We start from the raw sequence: 20,612 nt of genomic DNA, 5'->3' as shown, positions 1-20,612 counted from the left end.
GGAGGCATCCGGGCATTGAGCGGGCCCAGTATAGGTGCGCAAATATCGAACGTAATTCGTGTTCGGGCTCGTTTGGACGTATACGTAAGGGCGTTTTTCGATGCTCGAGCATCGACGAAGTCGGTCGCGCGCAACAAAACCTGCGGGAAACCCCGCGAAAACGCATAAAAGTACTGCACGAAGCGTCAAGGCGCTTGTAGAATCCGGCGTTGAAGCGCGCGCGTTGCACGCTTCGTGTATCCAACGACCACACCTGGTAGGAGAAACATGGCGACTTCCGCAAAAAAGGTGGCCAAGAAGGCTGCCGCACCGGCCACCAAGAAAGTGGCTGCCAAAAAGGCTGCGCCCGCGAAGAAAGTAGTGGCCAAGAAGGCTGTCGCGAAGGCAGCACCGGCTGCTCCGACGCCGCTGAAGGACAAGTTCACGAAGGCATCGCTCGCAACGCACATCGCTGAGCGCGCAGCTGTCGAAGTGAAGGCGGTCAAGGCAGTGCTCGCCGCACTCGAGAATGTCGTGCTGGGCTCGGTCCACAAGAAGGGCGCAGGCGAATTCACGCTGCCGGGTCTGCTGAAGATCACGGCACAAGTCGTGCCGGCGAAGAAGAAGCGCTTCGGCAAGGATCCGTTCTCGGGCGAAGAGCGTTGGTTCCCGGCGAAGCCGGCCAGCGTGCGCGTGAAGGCACGTGCGCTGAAGAAGCTGAAGGACGCGGCAGCGTAATGCCGCGCAACGACTGCCGAATGCATGTCGGCAGCCGTTGCGGAGTCCTGCGATCCCCGTACGCGAAAGCGTGCGGGGATTTTTATTGCGCTGCGCAAATCGCGCGGCAGCGAAGCGGTGTAGCGTCGGCGATGTCCGGCTCGATGCGTGCCGTGAAGCGAATGACGTGTCGCGCACGCGCGATGCCGAACGGCAATCTTCGTTCGCGCCTCGGGATGTTTCCGCACGCACGTATCGTTCTCGCCGGACCTGTTGCGAGCGCATCGTGACGGATTGCATTCCCGCCGGCATCGCCGCGCAGGTGGCCGCGGCGCGCACTGCGATCGAGCGGCATCTCGGCGCCACGCTGGAAGCCATCCACCTGTTCGGATCGGCGCTCGACGGCGGATTGAAACCGCACAGCGACATCGACCTGCTGGTGACGGCGACGACGCGACCCGGCGAAGCGGTGCGGCATGCGTTGATGCGCGATCTGCTTGCCGTGTCGGCGCCGCCAGGTAGCGCAGGCGGCATGCGCGCACTGGAAGTCACCGTCGTCGCGCACGACGACGTGGTGCCGTGGCGTCATCCTGCGCGGCGCGAACTGCAGTTCGGCGAGTGGTTGCGCCGCGATCTCGACGCCGGCATCGTCGAACCGCCGCGCATCGATCACGATCTGGCCATCCTGTTGACGAAGGCGCGGCAGCACAGCATCGCGCTGGTCGGGCCATCCGCGGCCGCGCTGTTCGAGCCGGTGCCCGCGCGCGATTTCGTCGCCGCGCTGCTCGATACCGTTGCGCAATGGAATGGCGAGCCGGACTGGCGCGGCGACGAGTGCAACGTGGTGCTCGCGCTCGCGCGCATCTGGTACAGCGCCGCGACCGGTACGATCGCGCCCAAGGACGTCGCAGCCGCATGGGTGCTGGCGCGCCTGCCGGATGCGTATCGACCGGTGGTGGCAGCCGCGCGCGACGCCTATCTCGACGGCGACGCGGGCGCGGCCATCCTGTCCGGCGAACCGCTCGCCGCCTTCATCGGCTACGCGCGGCGAACTGTCGAATCGATGCTGCGGGTATAGCGGCAGATGCCTGGCGCGTGACCGGTGCACGGTCATGCATGCGCCGCGGCGCGACGTGCATCGTCAGCTCGTCGTGCCCGCAAAGGCAGCCTTCAGTGCGGCGTCGTCGAACTTGACCATCTGCATCATCGCCGCGGCCACGCGCGCTGCCTTGACCGGGTCGCGGTCGGCCATCATCGGGATGAGCGCTTCCGGGACGATCTGCCACGACACGCCGTAGCGATCCCTCAGCCAGCCGCAGGCGTCGGCCGTGCCGCCGTTGTCGAGCAGGGCGTTCCAGTAGCGGTCGAGTTCCGCCTGGTCGGCGCAACTGACCAGCAGCGAGATCGTGTGGTTGAACGTCTCCGTGCGAGGGTGGCTCATCGCGAAGAACGGTTGCCCGAACAGCTCGAATTCGACCATCCGCGTGCCGTCGGTGCCGGGCACGGCCGTGACGCGCACGATGCGCGAATCCGGAAAGATGCCTGCATAGAAGGCCGCTGCTTCTTCGGCTTCGGTCGAATACCAGAGAAAAGGCGTGATCTTCTGAATCGTCATGGCGAATCTCCTGTGGAAATGGGGGCGACGCGCGAACCGCGTGCCGCCATCGATACGACGGATGACGGTTGCCGAAATCGACACGCGCCGGCACATGGCCGTCGCACCGGAGGAACGGCGCCGGCAGTGCGGATGGTAATGGCTCGGCGGACGGATGGCGACCGGCGCGGCGCTCTGCAAATGCTGTTCCCGGCGCTTTGCGGCCGCCAGGCGCCGATGCCGGCCGGTCGGCGTGCATCGGGCTCGGGTTCGGCGTGCCGGCCCGTGCAGGCGCTGCCGGCACGCGGGAGACGGACGAAAAAAAGCCAGTCGCGGCCGAAACCGGGACTGGCTTTCCAGGTCGGCGGCAAGGCGTCGGAGACGCCGTGCACGCCGGAAACGTACTTCTTAGAACTTGTGGCGCAGGCCGAGAGCGACCAGTTCGGCCGAGCTCTTGCCGGCGTAGCCGTACGAGCCGATCGACGCTTGCGCGTTCTGCTGAACGCCGTCGACGAGCTGCGTGCCGCTTGCGTGCTGGTATGCGCCGACCAGGTAGACGTCCGTGCGCTTCGACAGCGAGTAGTCCGCGCCCAGCGAAACCTGGTGGTACTTCGCGGTCGTGTCGCCGCTCGACTTCGTGTACGAGTAGCCGAGGCCCAGCAGCAGCGGCGGCGTGACTTGATACGTCACGAAGCCGCGGCCCGTGTTGTACTTTTCGGTCGAACCGAAGCCCGACGATGCGTCCGGCTTGTATTGCGCGTTGCTGTAGCCGAGGCCGACGGTGACCGGGCCGATTGCGTACTGACCTGCAACCTGTGCGATCGCGATCGACTTCGCCGTCACGTAACCCGAGTTGATCGGGCCGTCGATGATGTTGTCCGACGTCGTCGAACCCCAGCCCGAGCGGATGCCAGCAGCCGTCGGCGTCGGGTTGTTCGCGTAGAAGTAGCCAGCTGCAACGCCGACCGGGCCGTTGTTGTAGGCAGCTGCGACCGACCACGTCTGGCCTGCGCCCGTCTTGCCTGCGACGCCGCCGAGGGCGTACATGCCTTCAGCCTGGAAGCCGGCGATCACCGGCGACGTGTACTTGATTGCGTTGCTGACGCGCAGGCTGTTGTCGTTGTTGTCGACGTCACCCGGCGTGGCGAACGTGCTGCCGAAGTAGTTGTCAGCCGTGACTGCCTGGACCAGATCGACGATCGGGTCGTACTGGCGGCCGAGCGTCAGCGTGCCGTACTGGGCGCTTTCGAGGCCGACGAAAGCCTGACGACCGAACATGCGGCCGCCTTGGCCCAGCTTGCCGGTGCCCGGATCAAAACCGTTTTCCAACTGGAAGATTGCCTTCAGGCCACCGCCGAGGTCTTCTGCGCCCTTCAGGCCGAAGCGGCTGCCTTGCAGGTTGCCCGACAGCATTTGCCACGAGTTGTTGGCCTGGCCGTCATTGCCGTGCACCCAGGCAATCGACGTATCGATCACGCCGTACAGCGTCACGCTCGATTGAGCGTGTGCAGCGCCAGCGGCGCCCAGCAGGGCGAGCGAGAGGGTCGAGAGAGCAAGTTTCTTCATCGTTGAGTTTCTCCACGCAAGTGATTCATCGTTATTTGTTGCGGATTGGAGAATAGCTCAGTGCCATCGACGCAAGAAAGCTTAAAAAATAAAGTGTCTCGAAAAGGTAACAGCGCTAAAAAGTCCATATATATCAAGCACATCAACGACTGTTCCTGTTTTTGAAATAGTTGACAATTGCTGCGATGCGATTGTTTCAAAAGTTGACGCGCCATGCGACAGATCGCCTGTTTCGCCGGGTTCTGGTACGGAAACAGAGGCATGCAAACGTTTGCGGTTGCGGCAACGTATGCGCGGGCATGCAAGATGCATGTCGACGCCGCGCAAACGCGCGGCGGACAGCGTGGCTGCAAAGGGACGGCGGATGTGCGGGGGGCTTGCGGCGGGGTAAATCAGTCGCCGCCCGTGCGGTCGTTGCCCGAACCGGGTTGAGGTTGTGGTTGTACGGATGCAGCCGGCGCGGTGCCGGCCGGCCGGTGCGCGTTGCCGCGCGCCGCCGCGAATTCCGCGCCGAGCAGCAGCACGATCGCGGAGAAGTACAGCCACATCAACAGGACCGCGAACGATCCGGCCGCGCCGAATGCGCTGGCCGTGCCCGCATGCGCGAGGTACAGCGCGAACAGCTTCTTGCCGCCGGAGAACAGGATCGCGGACACGATGCCGCCGATCGCGGCGTCGCGCCACGCGACACGCGCGTCGGGCAGGAACTTCATCAGCGATGCGAACGCAGCCGCGAGCACCGCGATGCCGACGAAGAACTGCACGAGGTTCGTGACGATCACGTACGGCGAATTGCCGAGCAGCCAGGTGCCGACGAACGTGATCGCGGTGTCGAGCACGAGCGACACGATCAGCAGGAATGCGACGCCGAGCACGAGCCCGAACGAGATCAGCCGTACGCGCACGAGCCCGAGCATGCTCGACCAGCGGTTCTCGGTGGCCGGCCAGATCACGCTGAGCGCGGCGCTGAGCGACGCGAACGTGGCCGATGCGCCGATCGCGAGCGCGGCGAACGAGATCAGCGTGGCGAGGCCGCCGCGCTGGCCCGCGCGGTGCGCGTTCTGCACGATCGTCTGGATGCTGGCCGCCGCGTCGTCGCCGATCAGTTGGTGCGCCTGCTCGAACACCTGGCCGCGCGCGGCATCGTCGCCGTAGAACCAGCCGGCCACCGCGATCACCATCACGAGCATCGGCGCGAGCGAGAACGCGGAGAAAAAGGCGATGCCCGCGGCCATCGCGGAGCAGCGGTCGGACGAGAAGCGCTTGAACGCGGTGAGGGCCCAGTTGGCCTGTTGCTGGGCAAGGCGGGTTGCTTCGGAAGTGATCTGTCGTTTCATGACGGGTCGGTTGCGCGCGGAACGCGGATCATCGTGGGTAGTCAGACAATTCGGTATTGATCCGAGGATTCGAACATAGTTGCGCGAACTGTCTATAATTCCTTTCAGTTTCCTCACCCCCACAATAACGCCGAGACCAGCCATGCTACAAATGTCCCGGCGCCAGTTCCTGAAGGTGACGGCCACGTCGCTTGCCGGATCGAGTCTTGCCCTGATGGGCTTTTCTCCGTCCGAAGCGCTGGCCGAGGTCCGACAGTACAAACTGGCGCGCACAGTCGAAACGCGCAACACCTGTCCTTACTGTTCAGTGGGTTGCGGCATCCTGATGTACAGCCTCGGAGACGGCGCGAAGAACGCCCAGCCGAGCATCATCCACATCGAGGGCGATCCCGACCACCCCGTCAATCGCGGCACGCTATGCCCGAAGGGCGCGAGCCTGATCGACTTCATCCACAGCCCGAACCGCCTGACGCACCCCGAGTATCGTGCGCCCGGCTCGGACAAGTGGGAACCGATTTCGTGGAATGACGCGCTCGACCGCATCGCGAAGCTGATGAAGGCCGATCGCGACGCGAACTTCGTCGAGACGGCCGAAGACGGCTCGAAGGTCAACCGCTGGCTCACGACCGGCATGCTGGCCGCGTCGGCCGGCAGCAACGAAGTCGGGTACCTGACGCACAAGACTGTCCGCAGTCTTGGCATGCTCGCATTCGACAATCAGGCGCGTGTCTGACATGGCCCGACGGTGGCAGGTCTTGCCCCGACGTTTGGCCGTGGAGCGATGACGAACCATTGGGTCGACATCAAGAACGCGGACGTGATTCTCGTGATGGGCGGCAATGCAGCCGAGGCCCATCCGTGCGGTTTCAAGTGGGTAACGGAGGCGAAGGCGCACCGCAAGGCGCGGCTGATCGTCGTCGACCCGCGCTTTACGCGTACGGCCTCGGTGGCCGATTACTACGCGCCGATCCGCACCGGCACCGACATCGTCTTCCTGGGCGGCGTCATCAACTATCTGCTGACGAACGACAAGATCCAGCATGAGTACGTGAAGAACTACACGGACTTCTCGTTCATCGTGCGCGAGGATTTCGCGTTCAACGACGGCATCTATTCCGGCTATGACGCGGAGAAGCACGCGTATCCGGACAAATCGAGCTGGGACTACGAGCGCGGCGAAGACGGCTTCGTGAAGGTCGACCCGACGCTGCAGCATCCGCGTTGCGTGTACAACCTGCTGAAGCAGCACTACGCGCGCTATACGGCGGACATGGTCCAGCAGACGTGCGGCACGCCGAAGGAGAAGTTCCTGAAGGTGTGCGAAATGCTCGCAACGACGGCCGTGCCCGGCCGTGCCGGCACGATCCTGTACGCGCTCGGCTGGACGCACCACTCGGTCGGCGCGCAGATGATCCGCACCGGCGCAATGGTGCAGCTGCTGCTCGGCAACATCGGCATCGCCGGCGGCGGGATGAACGCGCTGCGCGGGCACTCGAACATCCAGGGGTTGACCGACCTCGGGTTGATGTCGAACCTGCTGCCGGGCTACATGACGCTGCCGATGCAGTCCGAGCAGGATTTCGACGGCTACATCAAGAAGCGTGTGCAGCTGCCGCTGCGGCCGAACCAGCTGAGCTACTGGAAGAACTACAAGGCGTTCCACGTCAGCTTCATGAAGTCGTGGTGGGGCGATGCCGCGACCGCCGAGAACAACTGGGGCTACGACTACCTGCCGAAGCTGGACAAGCAGTACGACCTGCTGCAGGTGATCGAGCTGATGAATGCCGGCAAGATGAACGGCTACATCTGCCAGGGCTTCAACCCGCTGGCGGCGGCGCCGTCGAAGGTGAAGACGGCGGCCGGCCTCGCGAAGCTGAAGTGGCTCGTGATCATGGATCCGCTCGCGACCGAGACGTCCGAGTTCTGGAAGCATCACGGCGACTACAACGACGTCGACGCGTCGAAGATCCAGACCGAGGTGTTCCGCCTGCCGACCACGTGCTTCGCGGAGGAAAACGGTTCGCTCGTGAGTTCGAGCCGCGTGCTGCAGTGGCACTGGAAGGGTGCGGAGCCGCCGGGCGAGGCGAAGAGCGATCTCGAGATCATGTCGGGGCTGTTCCTGCGCATGCGCAAGATGTACCAGAAGGACGGCGGCAAGTATCCGGACCCGATCGTGAACCTGACGTGGCCGTACGCGAACCCGGAAAGCCCGACGCCCGAAGAGCTGGCAATGGAGTTCAACGGGAAGGCGCTCGCCGATCTGCCCGATCCGAAGGACCCGGCCAAGACGCTCGTGAAGAAGGGCGAGCAGCTCGCCGCGTTCGCGCAGCTGAAGGACGACGGCACGACCGCGAGCGGCTGCTGGATCTTCTGCGGTGCATGGACGCAGGCCGGCAACCAGATGGGGCGGCGCGACAACTCCGACCCGACCGGCATCGGCCAGACGCTGAACTGGGCGTGGGCGTGGCCGGCGAACCGGCGGATCCTGTACAACCGTGCGTCGTGCGACGTCGCCGGCAAGCCGTTCGACCCGACCCGCAAGCTGATCGGCTGGAACGGCAGCGCATGGAAGGGCGCCGACGTGCCGGACTTCAAGGCGGACGAAGCGCCTGAAAACGGGATGGGGCCGTTCATCATGAACCCGGAAGGCGTGGCGCGCTTCTTCGCGCGTGCGGGGATGAACGAAGGTCCGTTCCCCGAGCACTACGAGCCGTTCGAGACGCCGCTCGACGCAAACCCGCTGCACCCGAACAACCCGCAGGCGCTGAACAACCCGGCTGCGCGCGTGTTCGCGGACGACCGTGCGTCGTTCGGCAAGGCGGCGGAGTTCCCGCACGTGGCGACGACGTACCGGCTGACCGAGCATTTCCACTACTGGACCAAGCATGCGCGGCTGAATTCGATCATCCAGCCCGAGCAATTCGTCGAGATCGGCGAAGACCTCGCGAAGGAAGTCGGCGTCGCGCATGGCGAGCACGTGAAGGTGTCGTCCAAGCGCGGCTACATCATCGCGGTCGCCCTCGTCACGAAGCGGATCAAGCCGCTGACGATCGACGGCAAGAAGGTCCAGACGGTCGGCGTCCCGTTGCATTGGGGCTTCAAGGGTCTGACGAAGCCCGGCTATCTCGCCAATACCCTGACTCCGTCCGTGGGTGACGGCAACTCGTACACACCGGAATTCAAGTCGTTCCTGGTGAAGGTCGAAAAGGCGTAAGGGGAAAGAGATGGCATTGCAATCGCTGGATATCAAGCGCGTCTCGGCCACCACGACGCCACCGCCCACGGTGCGCGAACCGGTGACCGGGAGCGTCGCGAAGCTGATCGACGTATCGAAGTGCATCGGCTGCAAGGCGTGCCAGACGGCATGCATGGAGTGGAACGACCTGCGCGACGAGGTCGGCACCAACGTCGGCGTGTACGACAACCCGGCCGACCTGACCGAGCATTCGTGGACGGTCATGCGGTTCTCCGAATACGAGAACCCGGCGGGCGACCTCGAGTGGCTGATCCGCAAGGACGGCTGCATGCACTGCGAGGATCCGGGCTGCCTGAAGGCGTGTCCGTCGCCGGGCGCGATCGTGCAGTACAACAACGGGATCGTCGATTTCCACGAGGAGAACTGCATCGGTTGCGGCTATTGCGTGACCGGTTGCCCGTTCAACGTTCCGCGGATCTCGAAGAAGGATCATCGCGCGTACAAGTGCACGCTCTGTTCCGACCGCGTCGCGGTCGGCCAGGAACCGGCCTGCGTGAAGACCTGCCCGACGGGCGCGATCGTGTTCGGCACCAAGGAGGACATGAAGCAGCACGCGGCCGAGCGGATCGAGGACCTGAAGGAGCGCGGCTTCGAGCATGCGGGGCTGTACGACCCGCAGGGCGTCGGCGGCACGCACGTGATGTACGTGCTGCACCACGCGGACAAACCGTCGCTGTACCACGGGCTGCCCGACAACCCGTCGATCAGCCCGATGGTGAAGCTGTGGAAGGGGATCGCGAAACCGCTCGCGGTTGCCGGCATCGCGCTGACCGCGCTCGCCGGGTTCTTCCACTACGTCCGCGTCGGTCCGAACGAGGTCAGCGACGCAGAGGAAGCCGCCGCGCGCGACGAGGCGCGACGCATCAAGGAGGACGCGAAATGAACCACGACGACCCCAACCTGATCGTCCGCTACACACCGAACGAGCGCACGAACCACTGGATCACCGCGATCACGTTCGTGCTGCTCGCGCTGTCGGGGCTCGCGCTGTTCCACCCGTCGATGTTCTGGCTCACCGCGCTGTTCGGCGGCGGCCAGTGGACGCGGATCCTGCATCCGTTCGTCGGCCTCGTGATGTTCGTGTCGTTCGCGATCCTCGTGGTGCGCTTCTGGCACCACAACGCGCTCGACGCGGACGATCGGCAGTGGCTGAAGCAGATCGGCGACGTGCTGACCAACCAGGAAGACAAGCTGCCGCCGGTCGGGCGCTATAACGCCGGGCAGAAGCTGCTATTCTTTACATTGGTGGCGTGCCTGCTGCTGCTCCTGCTGTCGGGAGTCGTGATCTGGCGGCGCTACTTCTCGTTCTACTTCCCGATCGGGGTGATCCGCGCGGCCGCTGTCGTGCATGCCGTGGCGGCCTTCGTGCTGATCGCGAGCATCATCGTGCACATTTACGCGGCGTTGTGGGTGAAGGGCTCGATCGGCGCGATGGTGCGTGGCACCGTCACGCTGGGCTGGGCCCGCAAGCATCACCCGAAGTGGTTCCGTGAAAGCGTGAAATAACGCACCGGAGCGGGGCGGCTCGCCGATCGCGGCGGGCAGCCCCGTCAGCCGTCGGAACCGCCTGAAGCGCCGACCTGTCGGCGCTTAGTTTTTTGGAAGATATATTTGTGACACAACGCATTCTCGAACCGACCGAGATCTCGGCACTCGATCATTCGGCCATTCCGCGCTTTCGCCTGCCGGAGCGCGCCACCGCGTTCGCTGCGCGCGCTGCGCGGCTGCGCAAGCTTGCCGACCTGAACCCGATCAGCGGCTACCTGCGGCTGATGGCCACCGTCGCCGACGCGCAGCACGCCACGCTGCAGACGCTGGAGCTGCCGCTGCCGTCGCAGGAAGCGATCGCGCGTGCGCAGCAGCATTCGATGCCGCTCGTGCCGGCGCTCGACGGCGAGCGCGATGCGCGCTGGCGCGCCGTGCTGTACGAACTGCTCGACCGCGTCGAAGGCGCCGGGCTCGTCAACCCGCAGCTCGCGAAACTGCTCGACCGGCTGCGCCTGATGGCGCCGGCCGAACTCGATGCGCAGGCCGACGCGATCCTCGCGCTGCGCTTCGCCGAAGTCGACCCGGCCACCGCGCCGTTCCTGATGGCCGCGCTGCAGGTGGCATGGACGGACCTCGCGAGCCGCGTGACGCCGACCGACGTCCCGTATCTCGACCAGCCGGGGCTGTGCCCCGTGTGCGGCACGCATCCGGTCGCGAGCGTCGTGCGGGTCGGCGGCCCGTACCAGGGCTACCGTTTCCTGCAATGCGGGCTGTGCACGACCGAGTGGCACATGGTGCGCACGAAGTGCTCGCACTGCGATTCGACGAAGGGTATCGCGTATCACGGGATCGAGGGCGGCAGCGAAGCCGTCAAGGCCGAATCGTGCGACGAGTGCAAGACCTATCGCAAGATCGGTTATCAGGACAAGGACTACGAGTTCGAGCCGCTCGCGGACGATCTCGCGAGTCTCACGCTCGACCTGCTGATGAACGAGGCCGGCTACCAGCGCAGTTCGCCGAACCCGCTGCTGTGGCCGGACGTCGCGCGGGAAGCGGACTGACGGCACGGGGCCGGTGGCGGTGCGCGAGCGCCGGCGCCGGCCGACTGCGAAGCATGAGACTGGAGCCACAACTACGTGACCGAACCGGGTGTGAATGAATTGAATGCGGTACTGGCGCGCGTGCCGTCCGTCGAGCGCGTGCTGTCGTCGGCACCGTTGCAACCGCTGATCGCGGACTATGGCCGCACACGCGTGCTGAACGCCGTGCGCGCCGAACTGGAGCGCTGGCGCACCGCCGCCCAGCACGACCCGGCCACGGCCGAGCCGCTCGACGAGCCGCGCATCGCCGCCGCCATCGCGCGCACGCTGGCCGCGCAGAGCACGGGCGCCGTGCGTGCCGTGTTCAACCTGACCGGTACCGTGCTGCACACGAATCTCGGGCGTGCGCTGTTGCCCGACGACGCGGTGCGCGCGGTGATCGACGCGCTCACGCGGCCCGTCAACCTCGAATTCGATCTCGCCACGGGCCGCCGCGGCGATCGCGACGACCTGATCGACGCTCTGCTGTGCGAACTGACCGGCGCGGAAGCCGCGACCGTCGTCAACAACAATGCGGCGGCCGTGCTGCTGACGCTGTCGGCGCTCGCGACGAAGCGGGAAGTGATCGTGTCGCGCGGCGAGCTGGTCGAGATCGGCGGCGCATTCCGCATTCCCGACATCATGAGCCGTGCCGGCGCGAAGCTGCGCGAGGTCGGCACGACCAACCGCACGCATCTGCGCGACTACGCGGACGCGATCGGCCCGCGCACCGCGCTGCTGATGAAGGTGCACTGCAGCAACTATGCGATCAGCGGCTTCACGAAGGAGGCGACGCTCGCCGAACTCGCGCCGCTCGCGCGCGAGCGCGGCGTGCCGGTTGCCGTCGATCTCGGCAGCGGCACGCTCGCCGACCTGACGCAATGGGGCCTGCCGCACGAGACGACCGTGCAGGAAACCGTCGCCGCCGGCGCAAACGTTGTCACGTTCAGCGGCGACAAGCTGCTCGGCGGGCCGCAGGCCGGCCTGATCGTCGGCGATCGCGCGCTGATCGCGAAGATCAAGAAGCATCCGCTCAAGCGCGCGCTGCGCGTCGGCAAGCTGACGCTCGCGGCGCTCGAACCCGTGCTGCGCCTGTACCAGTCGCCCGAATTCCTGCGCGACCGGCTCACGACGCTGCGCCTGCTGACGCGGCCGCAGCGCGAGATCGCCGAGGCCGCCGAACGCGTGCGTCCGGCGCTGCAGGCGGCGCTCGGCAGCGATTTCGACGTGACGGTCGAGCCGATGTTCAGCCAGATCGGCAGCGGCGCGTTGCCGGTCGATCAACTTCCGAGCGCCGGGCTCGTCGTGCGCACGGCGGACGGCAAGCGCGGCGGCCGCGCGCTCGCGCAGCTCGAGAAGCGTCTGCGCGAATGGCCGCGCCCGGTGATCGGGCGCATCGCCGACAACGCGCTGCGGCTCGACCTGCGCTGCCTCGAAGCCGCCGACGAAGCGGCGCTCGTCGCACAATGCGCGCCGCTGGCGGGGCCCGCTGCATGATCGTCGGGACCGCGGGGCACATCGACCACGGCAAGACGACGTTGGCGCGCGCGCTGACGGGCGTCGATACCGACCGCCTGAAGGAAGAGAAGGCGCGCGGCATCTCGATCGAGCTCGGTTATGCCTATACGCCGCTCGACAACGGCGACGTGCTTGGCCTGATCGACGTGCCGGGACACGAGAAGCTGATTCATACGATGGCGGCCGGCGCGTGCGGGATCGACTTCGCGCTGCTCGTGATCGCCGCCGACGACGGCGTGATGCCGCAGACGCGCGAGCATCTCGCGATCCTGCAGCTGCTCGGTGTCGCGCATGGCGCCGTCGCGCTGACCAAATGCGATCGCGTCGATGCCGCGCGCGTGGCCGAGGTGCGCGACGAGATCGCCGCGTGGCTGCACGATTCCACGCTGGCCGGCGTGCCGATCTTCGAAACGCGGGCGACCGTCGCAGACGATCCGGGTGTCGCCGCGCTGAAGCAGCATCTGGCCGACGCGGCGATCGCGTGGCGCGCGCGCCGCGACGACGGGCTGTTCCGGCTCGCGGTCGATCGCGTGTTCACGCTCGCGGGGCAGGGCACGGTCGTGACGGGTACCGCGTTCGCGGGCCGCGTCGCGACGGGCGACACGCTCGCGATCGTGCGTACCGGCGGCGCGGCCCGCGTGCGCAGCATTCATGCGCAGAACCGGCCGGTCGAGGCCGGCCGAGCGGGCGAGCGTTGCGCGCTGAACCTGGCCGGTGTCGACAAGGCCGACGTCGAGCGCGGCGATACCGTCGCCGATGCGCGGCTCGTCGCGACGTCGCCGCGTCTCGACGTCGAGCTGACGTTGCTCGCGGACGCCGGGCTGACATTGACGCACTGGGCGCCGCTGCACGTCCATCTCGGCACGCTGCATCGCGTCGCCCATGTCGCGCTGCTCGACGGCGATACGCTTGCGGCTGGCCAGCGGATGCGCGTGCAACTGGTGTTCGACGAACCGGTGTTCGCGCTGCCGGGCGACCGGTTCATCGTCCGCAATCCGCAGGCGACGCGCACCGTCGGCGGCGGCCGCGTGCTCGATCCGTTCGGGCCGGCCCGCAAGCGCCGTACGCCTGCCCGCCGCGCGTGGCTCGATGCGCTGGCCGCGTGGCTCGACGAAGGGCGCCTCGATGCGCTGCTCGCGCAGGCGCCGCTCGGCATCCCGCGCACGACGCTCACGCATCTGACGGGGTTCGCGCCGAATGCGCTGGCGTTGCCGGAAGACGCGCTGGCGATCGGGCAGCGCGACGCCGCGTCGAACGATGGCGCGGTGATTTCGCAGGCGCACTGGCGTGCGCTGCAGGCGCGGGCGATCGAGACGCTGCGCACGTATCACGAACGCATGCCCGACGAGCAGGGGCTCGACGCCGCACGCCTGCGGCGGATGGCTGCGCCGCTGGTTGGCGACGCGCTATGGCGTGCGCTCGTCGATGCGCTGGTGGCGGGCGGCGAGGTTGCGCGCAGCGGGCCGTGGCTGCATCTGCCGTCGCATTCGGTGAGCCTGGAGCCGCGCGAGGAAACGCTGGCGCAGCAACTGTTGCCGCTGATTCATGCGGGGCGCTTCGATCCGCCGTGGGTGCGCGATCTGGCGCGCGACACGGACGCGGCCGAGGACGCGGTGCGCACGCTGTTGCGCAAGCTCGCGCGGCGTGGCGACGTGCATCAGGTCGTGCGCGACCTGTTCTATCACGCGGACGTCATGCGCGAGCTGGCGGAGCTGGTCGCGCATCTCGCCCCGTCGCGCGGCGGCGGACTCGATGCCGCGACGTTCCGCGACGCGACGGGGCTCGGCCGCAAGCGCGCGATCCAGATTCTCGAGTTCTTCGATCGGGTTGGGTATACTCGCTTCCACCGCGATCTTCACTACCTGCGGCCTGACAGCGGTTGGGTGGGTATTCAGGCGTAGGCGCTCGTTGTTCTTTGGTTTTTTCCCCACGGAAGGCATTCGTATCCGGTGGTACGGCCGGGCTTCAAACTCGGTTGGGGGTGTCAGACACTCCCGGGTCGGTTCGACTCCGGCTGCCTTCCGCCATTCCAGGCTTCCCCGCATCATTTCATTGGCGTCGCAGCCATTCATCCGGACACTTCAGGCCGAAACAAGATGGCAGCGGCAGGCTGGCGGTGCAGATGCTATCGCCGGCCGGTATCGCGCAGCAGCCCGAGGCGCACGAGGCTTTCAGCCGTGGCGACAATGGCGTCCTCGCGCGGGCGGGGCGACCAGCCGAGCAAGCTGATGGCCTTCTGGCCGGTGGCGTTCAGATTGCGGCCGAGCAGCGGCAGCGATCCTCGCAGCGCGGGATCCCTGAGTGCGCCGATGCGCACCAGCCAGTCGGGCAGCACCCGGGTGGACACATGGCGCGCGGCATCCCCCAAGCGCGCTTTGAGCACCTGCGCGACTTCGGCGAGCCACATGCTTTCGCCGGCAATGGCAACAAAGCGCTCGCCGTTCGCGGCTTCGTGGGTCATGGCTCGCACATGCAGGTCCGCGACATCGCGCACGTCGACGAAACCGGAATTGATTCGCGGATTGCCGGGCTGGCCGTCCAGCATGCCCCTGATCAGGCGGATGGAGTGCGAATAGTCGTCGCCGAGCACGGGCCCGAGAACCGTCACCGGATTGATCGCGGACAGTTGCATGCCGTGTCCTTCTCGCGCGATGAAATCCCACGCCGCGCGTTCCGACAAGGTCTTCGACTTCTGATAAGGCCAGACATCGACGGCCGTCAGGTTGCTCCAGTCAGTCTCGTCGAAGGGACGGCTCATTGGCCCGTGTCCGGCGCAGATCGCACCGAAAGCGGAGGTCAGCACGACGCGCTTTACACCGGCGTCCCGCGCCGCACGCAGCACGCGCAGCGTGCCTGCTACGGCGGGCTTGACCCAATCGTCTTCGCTCGTCTGCGTGCCGGTGGGCGTGGGCGACGCGCCATGCACGACGTAGGCGCAGCCGGCGGTGGCCTGTTGCCAGCCGTCGTCGGAGAGGAGATCGGCCGCGACGAATGACAGTCGGTCTCCGGGCGCTGCCCCGCCTCTTTCGAGCTGGGCGCGTACCTGCGTCTCGCGCGTGAGCGAACGAACGGTAGTTCGCACCTGATAGCCTCGATTCAGCAGCGCCAGGATGCAGTGTTGTGCAATGAAGCCGGTGCCGCCCGTTACGAGAACCGATTCGAGGCTGGTATTGCTGTTCATGTCGTTGATTGTCCGGGACGAAGAACCGGAAGGTTAAGGCCCGGCCTGCGGCGTGTTAATGCTCTATAGTGCGATTTACTTGCGCGACAGTACGATGATGAGTGACGACCCCTTCTCCGACATCCTGAGACTCACGAACGCCGAATCGCTGGCGACGGGAGGCTTCTCCGCCGGCGGCGCCTGGGCCGTTCGATTTCCGGCACCCGACAAGATCAAGTTCTTTGCGGTGGTGAAGGGCGCGTGCTGGGTCTCCATCGACGGAGAAGAAACGCCGATCCGCTTTGGAAGCGGTGACGTCGGGTTGTTGACGGCAAAACGGTCCTTCGTCCTCGCAAGCGATCCTTGCGTTCCGCCTGTCGACGCGATGGCGTTGTTCTCGGGCGCCGGGAAGTCGACGGTGAAACTGGGCGACGGCAATGAATTCGCCCAGATCGGCGGACACGTACTGCTCGATCCGGTAACCGGCAGCTTGCTGTCGGACGTTCTGCCGCCATGGATTCACGTGCCGGCCGTATCGCCGCAGGCAGTGAGGGTCCGCTGGCTTCTCGAGCAACTCGTGGAAGAGCGTGCGGCCGATTTGCCTGGGGCGCAACTCGTATCGGCCCAGCTTTCACAGCTGCTCTTCATTCAGATACTGCGCGCCCATTTGAAGACGTCCGCGTCCTTGACGGGATGGCTGCGCGCGTTCGGCAATCCACGCATCGCACCCGCACTGCGACTGATGCACGGCGATCCCGCACGGTCATGGCATCTGGATGAGCTTGCCGCCGCATGTGCGATGTCGCGGACCACGTTCGCTTCCCACTTCAGGGCGAGCGCCGGTGTCGCGCCACTGGCCTATCTTGGAGAGTGGCGCATGCGTCTTGCGGAGCGCCGTTTGCGCGACGAGAACATCCCGGTGGCCCTGCTTGCCCAGTCACTCGGTTACTCGTCCGAAAGCGCATTCAGTAATGCCTTCAAGCGCATGTCCGGGCATTCGCCGACGGCATATCGTCATATCGTACGGACTGCTTCCGAAGTCGTGGGCAGTGAGCGCGACGGCGTTCGCGCGGACGTCTAGGCTACCGGTTCGACGCTGCAGCCGTTTCCATCGGAATCTCGGTGAAATGCTCGAGCGACTTGCGGACCGGAGCGCCGACATGCCCGATTCGCGGCCATCGAGCCCGGCTTTGCCCTTCGTTGCGCAAAGATCCCGTCAGGTGGCGCAATTCGTCCAGCAGTTTGACGGCGGGGGCGGGTAGCGTGCCACGCCGGCGCCGGAACGCCGTCAAAGTGCGTTGCGCATCCAGGCCTTCAATATCCAGGGCGTCAATGACGCCCGCTTTGCTTTCGGTGTCGTACATGGGTTCGACCATCCATGAGACAAAGCCACGTCGGGGGCGCCAATTTGTTGAGGAGGCGGATGTTGCGGAATTGGTCGCGGTCGCTGCCTTTCTCGTCAGCCAGTCCTCCTCGACGAACGCGACCGGCAAAACTTGATCGGGAAAAGCACCAGAAGTTCGTGGATTTTTTTCCGGCTATAGTGGAACCACTGACGGTCGGCGCGGCGTTTTTTGCCGATACCGTTCAGGTAATGATTGTAGACGGGGGGCTGTATGAAGGACAAAATCGACAAGACTGCCGGACCGATCTGGGGTGTGGCTGCGGGATTGCTTCTTGCCGGCGCCGGATTGAGTTTCGGTATTTTCCCGGCGGCGCTGCGCAACTCGGGAAGCGCAAACGACTTCATGGCGTCAGGCGCCGCGATGCTGGGCATCTTCCTCGTCGTCTATTCGACGCACGAACTGCGAAGAAAGCGCTCGCGCTGAGCGTTCGCGCACCGCTGATCGCGGCAAACGACTCGAGCCGGCCGACGGCTCGGGGTGGCGTTACGCCTTGCGGATTTCGTGGTTGTAGACGAGTTCGACGATTCGCTTCGTCGGAATACTCGCGCGCAAGCGGTCGACACCGTCGATCGGAAACCACTTGCATTTCTCGATCTCGTTGCTCGCTTGCGGCGTCTGGCCAGGGCCGACTTCCGCGAAGAACACGTGATGGACCTTGGCGAGCCCGGTGAACTGCATCGAGTACGTCAGATCCTGGACGATCATGCCGGTTTCCTCGAGCAACTCACGATGCGCGGCTTCGAGCGGCGTTTCCCCGCGCTTGATCGTGCCGCCGGGAAGGGCCCAGCGCGACGCCGCGCGCGCGACGAGCAACACCTGTTCATCGCGATAGCAGACGACGGTCGCGCGTTCCTTGACCGGGACGGCGCTCGCTTCGGGGGCCTTGGTGGGGGCGGGGACTTGGGGCATGTCGTGATTCTAACCAGCACGAATCGATCGGCCAAGGCGGCCTGACCGGGTTTGACTTTTGACCGCCCCCGGCCGGAACGCCCTGGTGAAGTCGAGGGCCATGCCGCGCCGCTCGCCCGGTTACTTCCTTTCCGGCAGGAACCAGTTCATCACGAGCGCGCAGATACCGCCCGTGGCCACGCCCGATTCCAGCACGTTCTTCAGCGCGTGGGGCAGGCTGTTGAGAATGTCCGGCACTTGCGACACGCCGAGGCCGAGCGCCAGCGACACCGCGATGATCAGCAGTGCACGACGGTCGAGGTGGACACCCGCGAGGATGTTGATGCCCGACGCGGCCACCGCGCCGAACATCACCATCGCCGCACCGCCGAGCACGGGCTCCGGCACGGCCTGCAGCACGCCGGCGACGACCGGGAACAGGCCGAGCACCACGAGCATCCCCGCGATCCAGATGCCGACGTGGCGGCTCGCGACGCCGGTAATCTGGATCACGCCGTTGTTCTGCGCGAACACCGAGCTCGGGAACGTGTTGAACACGCCGGCCAGCAGCGAGTTCGCGCCGTTGACGAGCACGCCGCCCTTGATGCGCTGCATCCACACCGGCCCTTCGACCGGCTCGTTCGAGATCTTGCTGGTGGCCGTGACGTCGCCGATCGCTTCGAGCGACGTGACGAGGTAGATGATCAGCATCGGCACGAACAGCGACCACGAGAAGCCGATGCCGAAGTGCAGCGGCGTCGGCACCTGGAACAGCGCGGCCTGGTGCATGCCGGTGAAGTCGAGGCGGCCGAGGAACGCGGCCGCGAGATAGCCGATCACGAGCGCGATGACGAGCGCGGTACTGCGCACCCAGACGACCGGCACGCGGTTCAGCAGGATGATCGTGCCGAGCACGAGACCCGACAGCGTCAGGTTCTCCGCGCTCGCGAACGTGCCCTTGGCCATCGCGCCGTAGCCGCCGCCCATGCTGATGAGGCCGACCTTGATCAGCGTGAGGCCGATCAGCAGCACGACGATGCCGGTGACGAGCGGCGTGATCAGGCGCTTCACGAACGGCAGGATGCGCGACACGCCCATCTCGACGAACGACCCGGCGATCACGACGCCGAAGATCGCGGCCATCACGGTCTCGACCGGCGTGCCTTGCTTGACCATCAGGCTGCCGCCGGCGATCAGCGGGCCGACGAAGTTGAAGCTGGTGCCCTGGACGATCAGCAGGCCGGCGCCCAGCGGGCCGAAGCGCTTGCACTGGACGAAGGTGGCGATGCCGGAGATCACCAGCGACATCGACACGATCAGGGTCGTATCGCGACTGGACACGCCGAGCGCCTGGCAGATCAGCAGGCCGGGCGTGACGATCGGCACGATGATCGCCAGCAGGTGCTGCAGCGCGGCGACGAAGGCGACCATCGGCGCCGGCCGGTCGTTCGGGCCGTAGACGAGGTCGCGGGCCGATTCTGCGGCGTCGGCGCCGTGGGCGGCGGGTTGGGCGGAGGTGGCGGGTTGCATGGCGAGCGGGCCGGACAGGGTGGAAAGTGCGGCATTTTAGCCGAAGGGCCCGCCGGCGCCGGCGCAATAGCGGGGATTCGGCCGGTCGAGGAAAGAGGGCGGATCGAAGCCCGGCGGTCAGCGGGTTGGCCGCGTGGCGATCGCGGCGGGCGTTGCGGTTGCGTGGAACCCGGGCAGCTCGGGAATCCGCTGCGCCATGAATTGCAGGAACGTGCGGGTCCTGAGCGGCAGATGGCGGCGCGACGCGTAGACGAGATGCAGCGCGTGCGGCGGCACCATGTCCCACTTCGGCAGCAGCCGGACGAGCTGCCCGCCATCGATCAGGTCCTGGACGAGCCACGCCGGCGCGCTGCCGACCGCGTGCCCGGCCAGGAAGCATTCCCGCAGTGCGATCGAACTGTTGACGCGATACCGGCCGTGTACCGGAACGGCGACCGTCTCGTCGCCGCGGGCAAATTGCAGTTCGCTCCCGAGGATGTCCGCGCGGGCGTATCCGACGTATTCGTGCTTCGCCAGGTCTTCCGGGCGGCGGATCCGCGATGCCTGCGCGACGTACGCGGGCGTGGCCACCAGCAGGCGCGGCGACGACGCGACGTGGCGCGCGACGGCATCCGGCGGCAGCTCGTGGCCGAGGCGAATCGCGACGTCGACGCCTTCCTCGACCAGGTCGACCACGCGATCGGTCAGGTGCAGTTCGACGTCGATTTCCGGCCACGCGGCGAGGAATTCGAGCACGAGCGCATTCAGCCTCAGTTCGCCGAGCCCGAGCGGCGCATTGACGACCAGCTTGCCGACCGGCCGCAACGTTTGCCCGCGCACCTCGGCCACCGCGCTGTCGTACTCGTCGAGCACGCGCTTGCAGCGGTCGTAGAACCGGCGGCCTTCGTCGGTCGGCGCGAGGCTCGTCGTCGAGCGTTCGAGCAGGCGCACGCCGAGTTCCCGTTCGAACGCGGCGACGATCTTGCTGATCGTCGGCTGGCCGGTGCCTTCCTCGCGCGCGACCGCTGAAAAATTACCCAATTCGATTGCGCGGACGAACACGCGCATGGAGCGCAATGCATCCATCTCATTCCTTCATGGCATGAATCCTATGC

At 66.1% G+C, this 20,612-nt stretch carries 18 protein-coding genes and 1 tRNA gene; 11 read left to right on the top strand and 8 right to left on the bottom strand.

The features are described 5' to 3' along the window. Positions 1-267: 267 nt before the first annotated feature. Together AC5LXX_RS25860 and AC5LXX_RS25855 are read left to right on the top strand one after the other, a co-directional pair. Positions 268-717 carry an HU family DNA-binding protein gene (locus AC5LXX_RS25860; RefSeq protein ID WP_034185832.1) on the top strand — a complete coding sequence of 150 codons (450 nt, stop codon included), beginning with the start codon at positions 268-270 and terminating at the stop codon, positions 715-717. A gap of 265 nt (positions 718-982) precedes the next feature. Continuing rightward, positions 983-1,774 carry an AadA family aminoglycoside 3''-O-nucleotidyltransferase gene (locus AC5LXX_RS25855; RefSeq protein WP_493411527.1) on the top strand — a complete coding sequence of 264 codons (792 nt, stop codon included), beginning with the start codon at positions 983-985 and terminating at the stop codon, positions 1,772-1,774. Between the two features lie 63 nt (positions 1,775-1,837). On the opposite strand, the gene AC5LXX_RS25850 is transcribed toward AC5LXX_RS25855, so the two are convergent. The 3 genes from AC5LXX_RS25850 to AC5LXX_RS25840 form a co-directional block, all read right to left on the bottom strand. After that, positions 1,838-2,311 carry a VOC family protein gene (locus tag AC5LXX_RS25850; RefSeq protein WP_493411526.1) on the bottom strand — a complete coding sequence of 158 codons (474 nt, stop codon included), beginning with the start codon at positions 2,309-2,311 and terminating at the stop codon, positions 1,838-1,840. A 387-nt stretch (positions 2,312-2,698) separates the two neighbouring features. Beyond that, on the bottom strand, positions 2,699-3,856 hold the full coding sequence (locus tag AC5LXX_RS25845; protein ID WP_493411525.1) for a porin: 1,158 nt from the start codon (positions 3,854-3,856) through the stop codon (positions 2,699-2,701). A 392-nt stretch (positions 3,857-4,248) separates the two neighbouring features. Then, a complete protein-coding gene (locus AC5LXX_RS25840) occupies positions 4,249-5,193 on the bottom strand; it encodes a YihY/virulence factor BrkB family protein (protein ID WP_493411524.1) in 945 nt (314 codons plus the stop codon). A gap of 142 nt (positions 5,194-5,335) precedes the next feature. Here AC5LXX_RS25840 and fdnG point away from each other — a divergent pair, with 142 nt between their 5' ends. The 7 genes from fdnG (at position 5,336) to AC5LXX_RS25805 (ending at position 14,561) form a co-directional block, all read left to right on the top strand. After that, positions 5,336-8,407, top strand: coding sequence for a formate dehydrogenase-N subunit alpha (gene fdnG / locus AC5LXX_RS25835; RefSeq protein WP_493411523.1), 3,072 nt, complete (start codon positions 5,336-5,338; stop codon positions 8,405-8,407). A 10-nt stretch (positions 8,408-8,417) separates the two neighbouring features. After that, a complete protein-coding gene (fdxH, locus tag AC5LXX_RS25830) occupies positions 8,418-9,332 on the top strand; it encodes a formate dehydrogenase subunit beta (protein WP_493411522.1) in 915 nt (304 codons plus the stop codon). After that, entirely contained in the window at positions 9,329-9,955 is a 627-nt protein-coding gene (locus AC5LXX_RS25825) for a formate dehydrogenase subunit gamma (RefSeq protein WP_021162866.1), read from the top strand. Before fdxH ends, AC5LXX_RS25825 begins: the two co-directional genes overlap by 4 nt. Positions 9,956-10,062: 107 nt before the next feature. Continuing rightward, positions 10,063-10,998, top strand: coding sequence for a formate dehydrogenase accessory protein FdhE (gene fdhE / locus AC5LXX_RS25820; protein ID WP_185658074.1), 936 nt, complete (start codon positions 10,063-10,065; stop codon positions 10,996-10,998). Between the two features lie 75 nt (positions 10,999-11,073). Then, positions 11,074-12,513: an L-seryl-tRNA(Sec) selenium transferase gene (selA, locus tag AC5LXX_RS25815; RefSeq protein WP_493411521.1), complete on the top strand. Its 1,440-nt coding sequence runs from the start codon at positions 11,074-11,076 to the stop codon at positions 12,511-12,513. Next, on the top strand, positions 12,510-14,435 hold the full coding sequence (selB, locus tag AC5LXX_RS25810; protein WP_493411520.1) for a selenocysteine-specific translation elongation factor: 1,926 nt from the start codon (positions 12,510-12,512) through the stop codon (positions 14,433-14,435). Before selA ends, selB begins: the two co-directional genes overlap by 4 nt. A 30-nt stretch (positions 14,436-14,465) precedes the next feature. After that, positions 14,466-14,561, top strand: a tRNA-Sec gene (locus tag AC5LXX_RS25805). A gap of 98 nt (positions 14,562-14,659) precedes the next feature. On the opposite strand, the gene AC5LXX_RS25800 is transcribed toward AC5LXX_RS25805, so the two are convergent. Then, positions 14,660-15,715, bottom strand: a complete 1,056-nt coding sequence (locus tag AC5LXX_RS25800; RefSeq protein ID WP_493411519.1) for an SDR family oxidoreductase — start codon at positions 15,713-15,715, stop codon at positions 14,660-14,662. A 58-nt stretch (positions 15,716-15,773) separates the two neighbouring features. Between AC5LXX_RS25800 and AC5LXX_RS25795 the strand changes: the two genes are divergently transcribed. Next, positions 15,774-16,775 carry an AraC family transcriptional regulator gene (locus AC5LXX_RS25795; protein WP_493411518.1) on the top strand — a complete coding sequence of 334 codons (1,002 nt, stop codon included), beginning with the start codon at positions 15,774-15,776 and terminating at the stop codon, positions 16,773-16,775. A 1-nt stretch (position 16,776) separates the two neighbouring features. On the opposite strand, the gene AC5LXX_RS25790 is transcribed toward AC5LXX_RS25795, so the two are convergent. Further along, on the bottom strand, positions 16,777-17,058 hold the full coding sequence (locus AC5LXX_RS25790) for a hypothetical protein (RefSeq protein WP_493411517.1): 282 nt from the start codon (positions 17,056-17,058) through the stop codon (positions 16,777-16,779). Between the two features lie 252 nt (positions 17,059-17,310). Here AC5LXX_RS25790 and AC5LXX_RS25785 point away from each other — a divergent pair, with 252 nt between their 5' ends. Continuing rightward, positions 17,311-17,523 carry a hypothetical protein gene (locus AC5LXX_RS25785; protein WP_124450209.1) on the top strand — a complete coding sequence of 71 codons (213 nt, stop codon included), beginning with the start codon at positions 17,311-17,313 and terminating at the stop codon, positions 17,521-17,523. A 60-nt stretch (positions 17,524-17,583) separates the two neighbouring features. Here AC5LXX_RS25785 and AC5LXX_RS25780 read toward each other — a convergent pair whose 3' ends face one another. From AC5LXX_RS25780 to AC5LXX_RS25770, 3 genes are all read right to left on the bottom strand, one after another. Continuing rightward, positions 17,584-18,009, bottom strand: coding sequence for an NUDIX hydrolase (locus tag AC5LXX_RS25780; protein ID WP_493411516.1), 426 nt, complete (start codon positions 18,007-18,009; stop codon positions 17,584-17,586). Between the two features lie 120 nt (positions 18,010-18,129). Continuing rightward, positions 18,130-19,518 carry a nucleobase:cation symporter-2 family protein gene (locus AC5LXX_RS25775; RefSeq protein WP_493411515.1) on the bottom strand — a complete coding sequence of 463 codons (1,389 nt, stop codon included), beginning with the start codon at positions 19,516-19,518 and terminating at the stop codon, positions 18,130-18,132. Positions 19,519-19,635: 117 nt separating this feature from the next. After that, the gene (locus AC5LXX_RS25770) at positions 19,636-20,583 is read right to left on the bottom strand and encodes a LysR family transcriptional regulator (RefSeq protein WP_493411514.1); all 948 of its coding nucleotides are present in this window, start codon (positions 20,581-20,583) and stop codon (positions 19,636-19,638) included. Between the last annotated feature and the right edge of the window lie 29 nt (positions 20,584-20,612).

Source organism: Burkholderia torrens (assembly GCF_984668525.1).
This window is presented reverse-complemented; position numbering and strand designations above follow the sequence as displayed.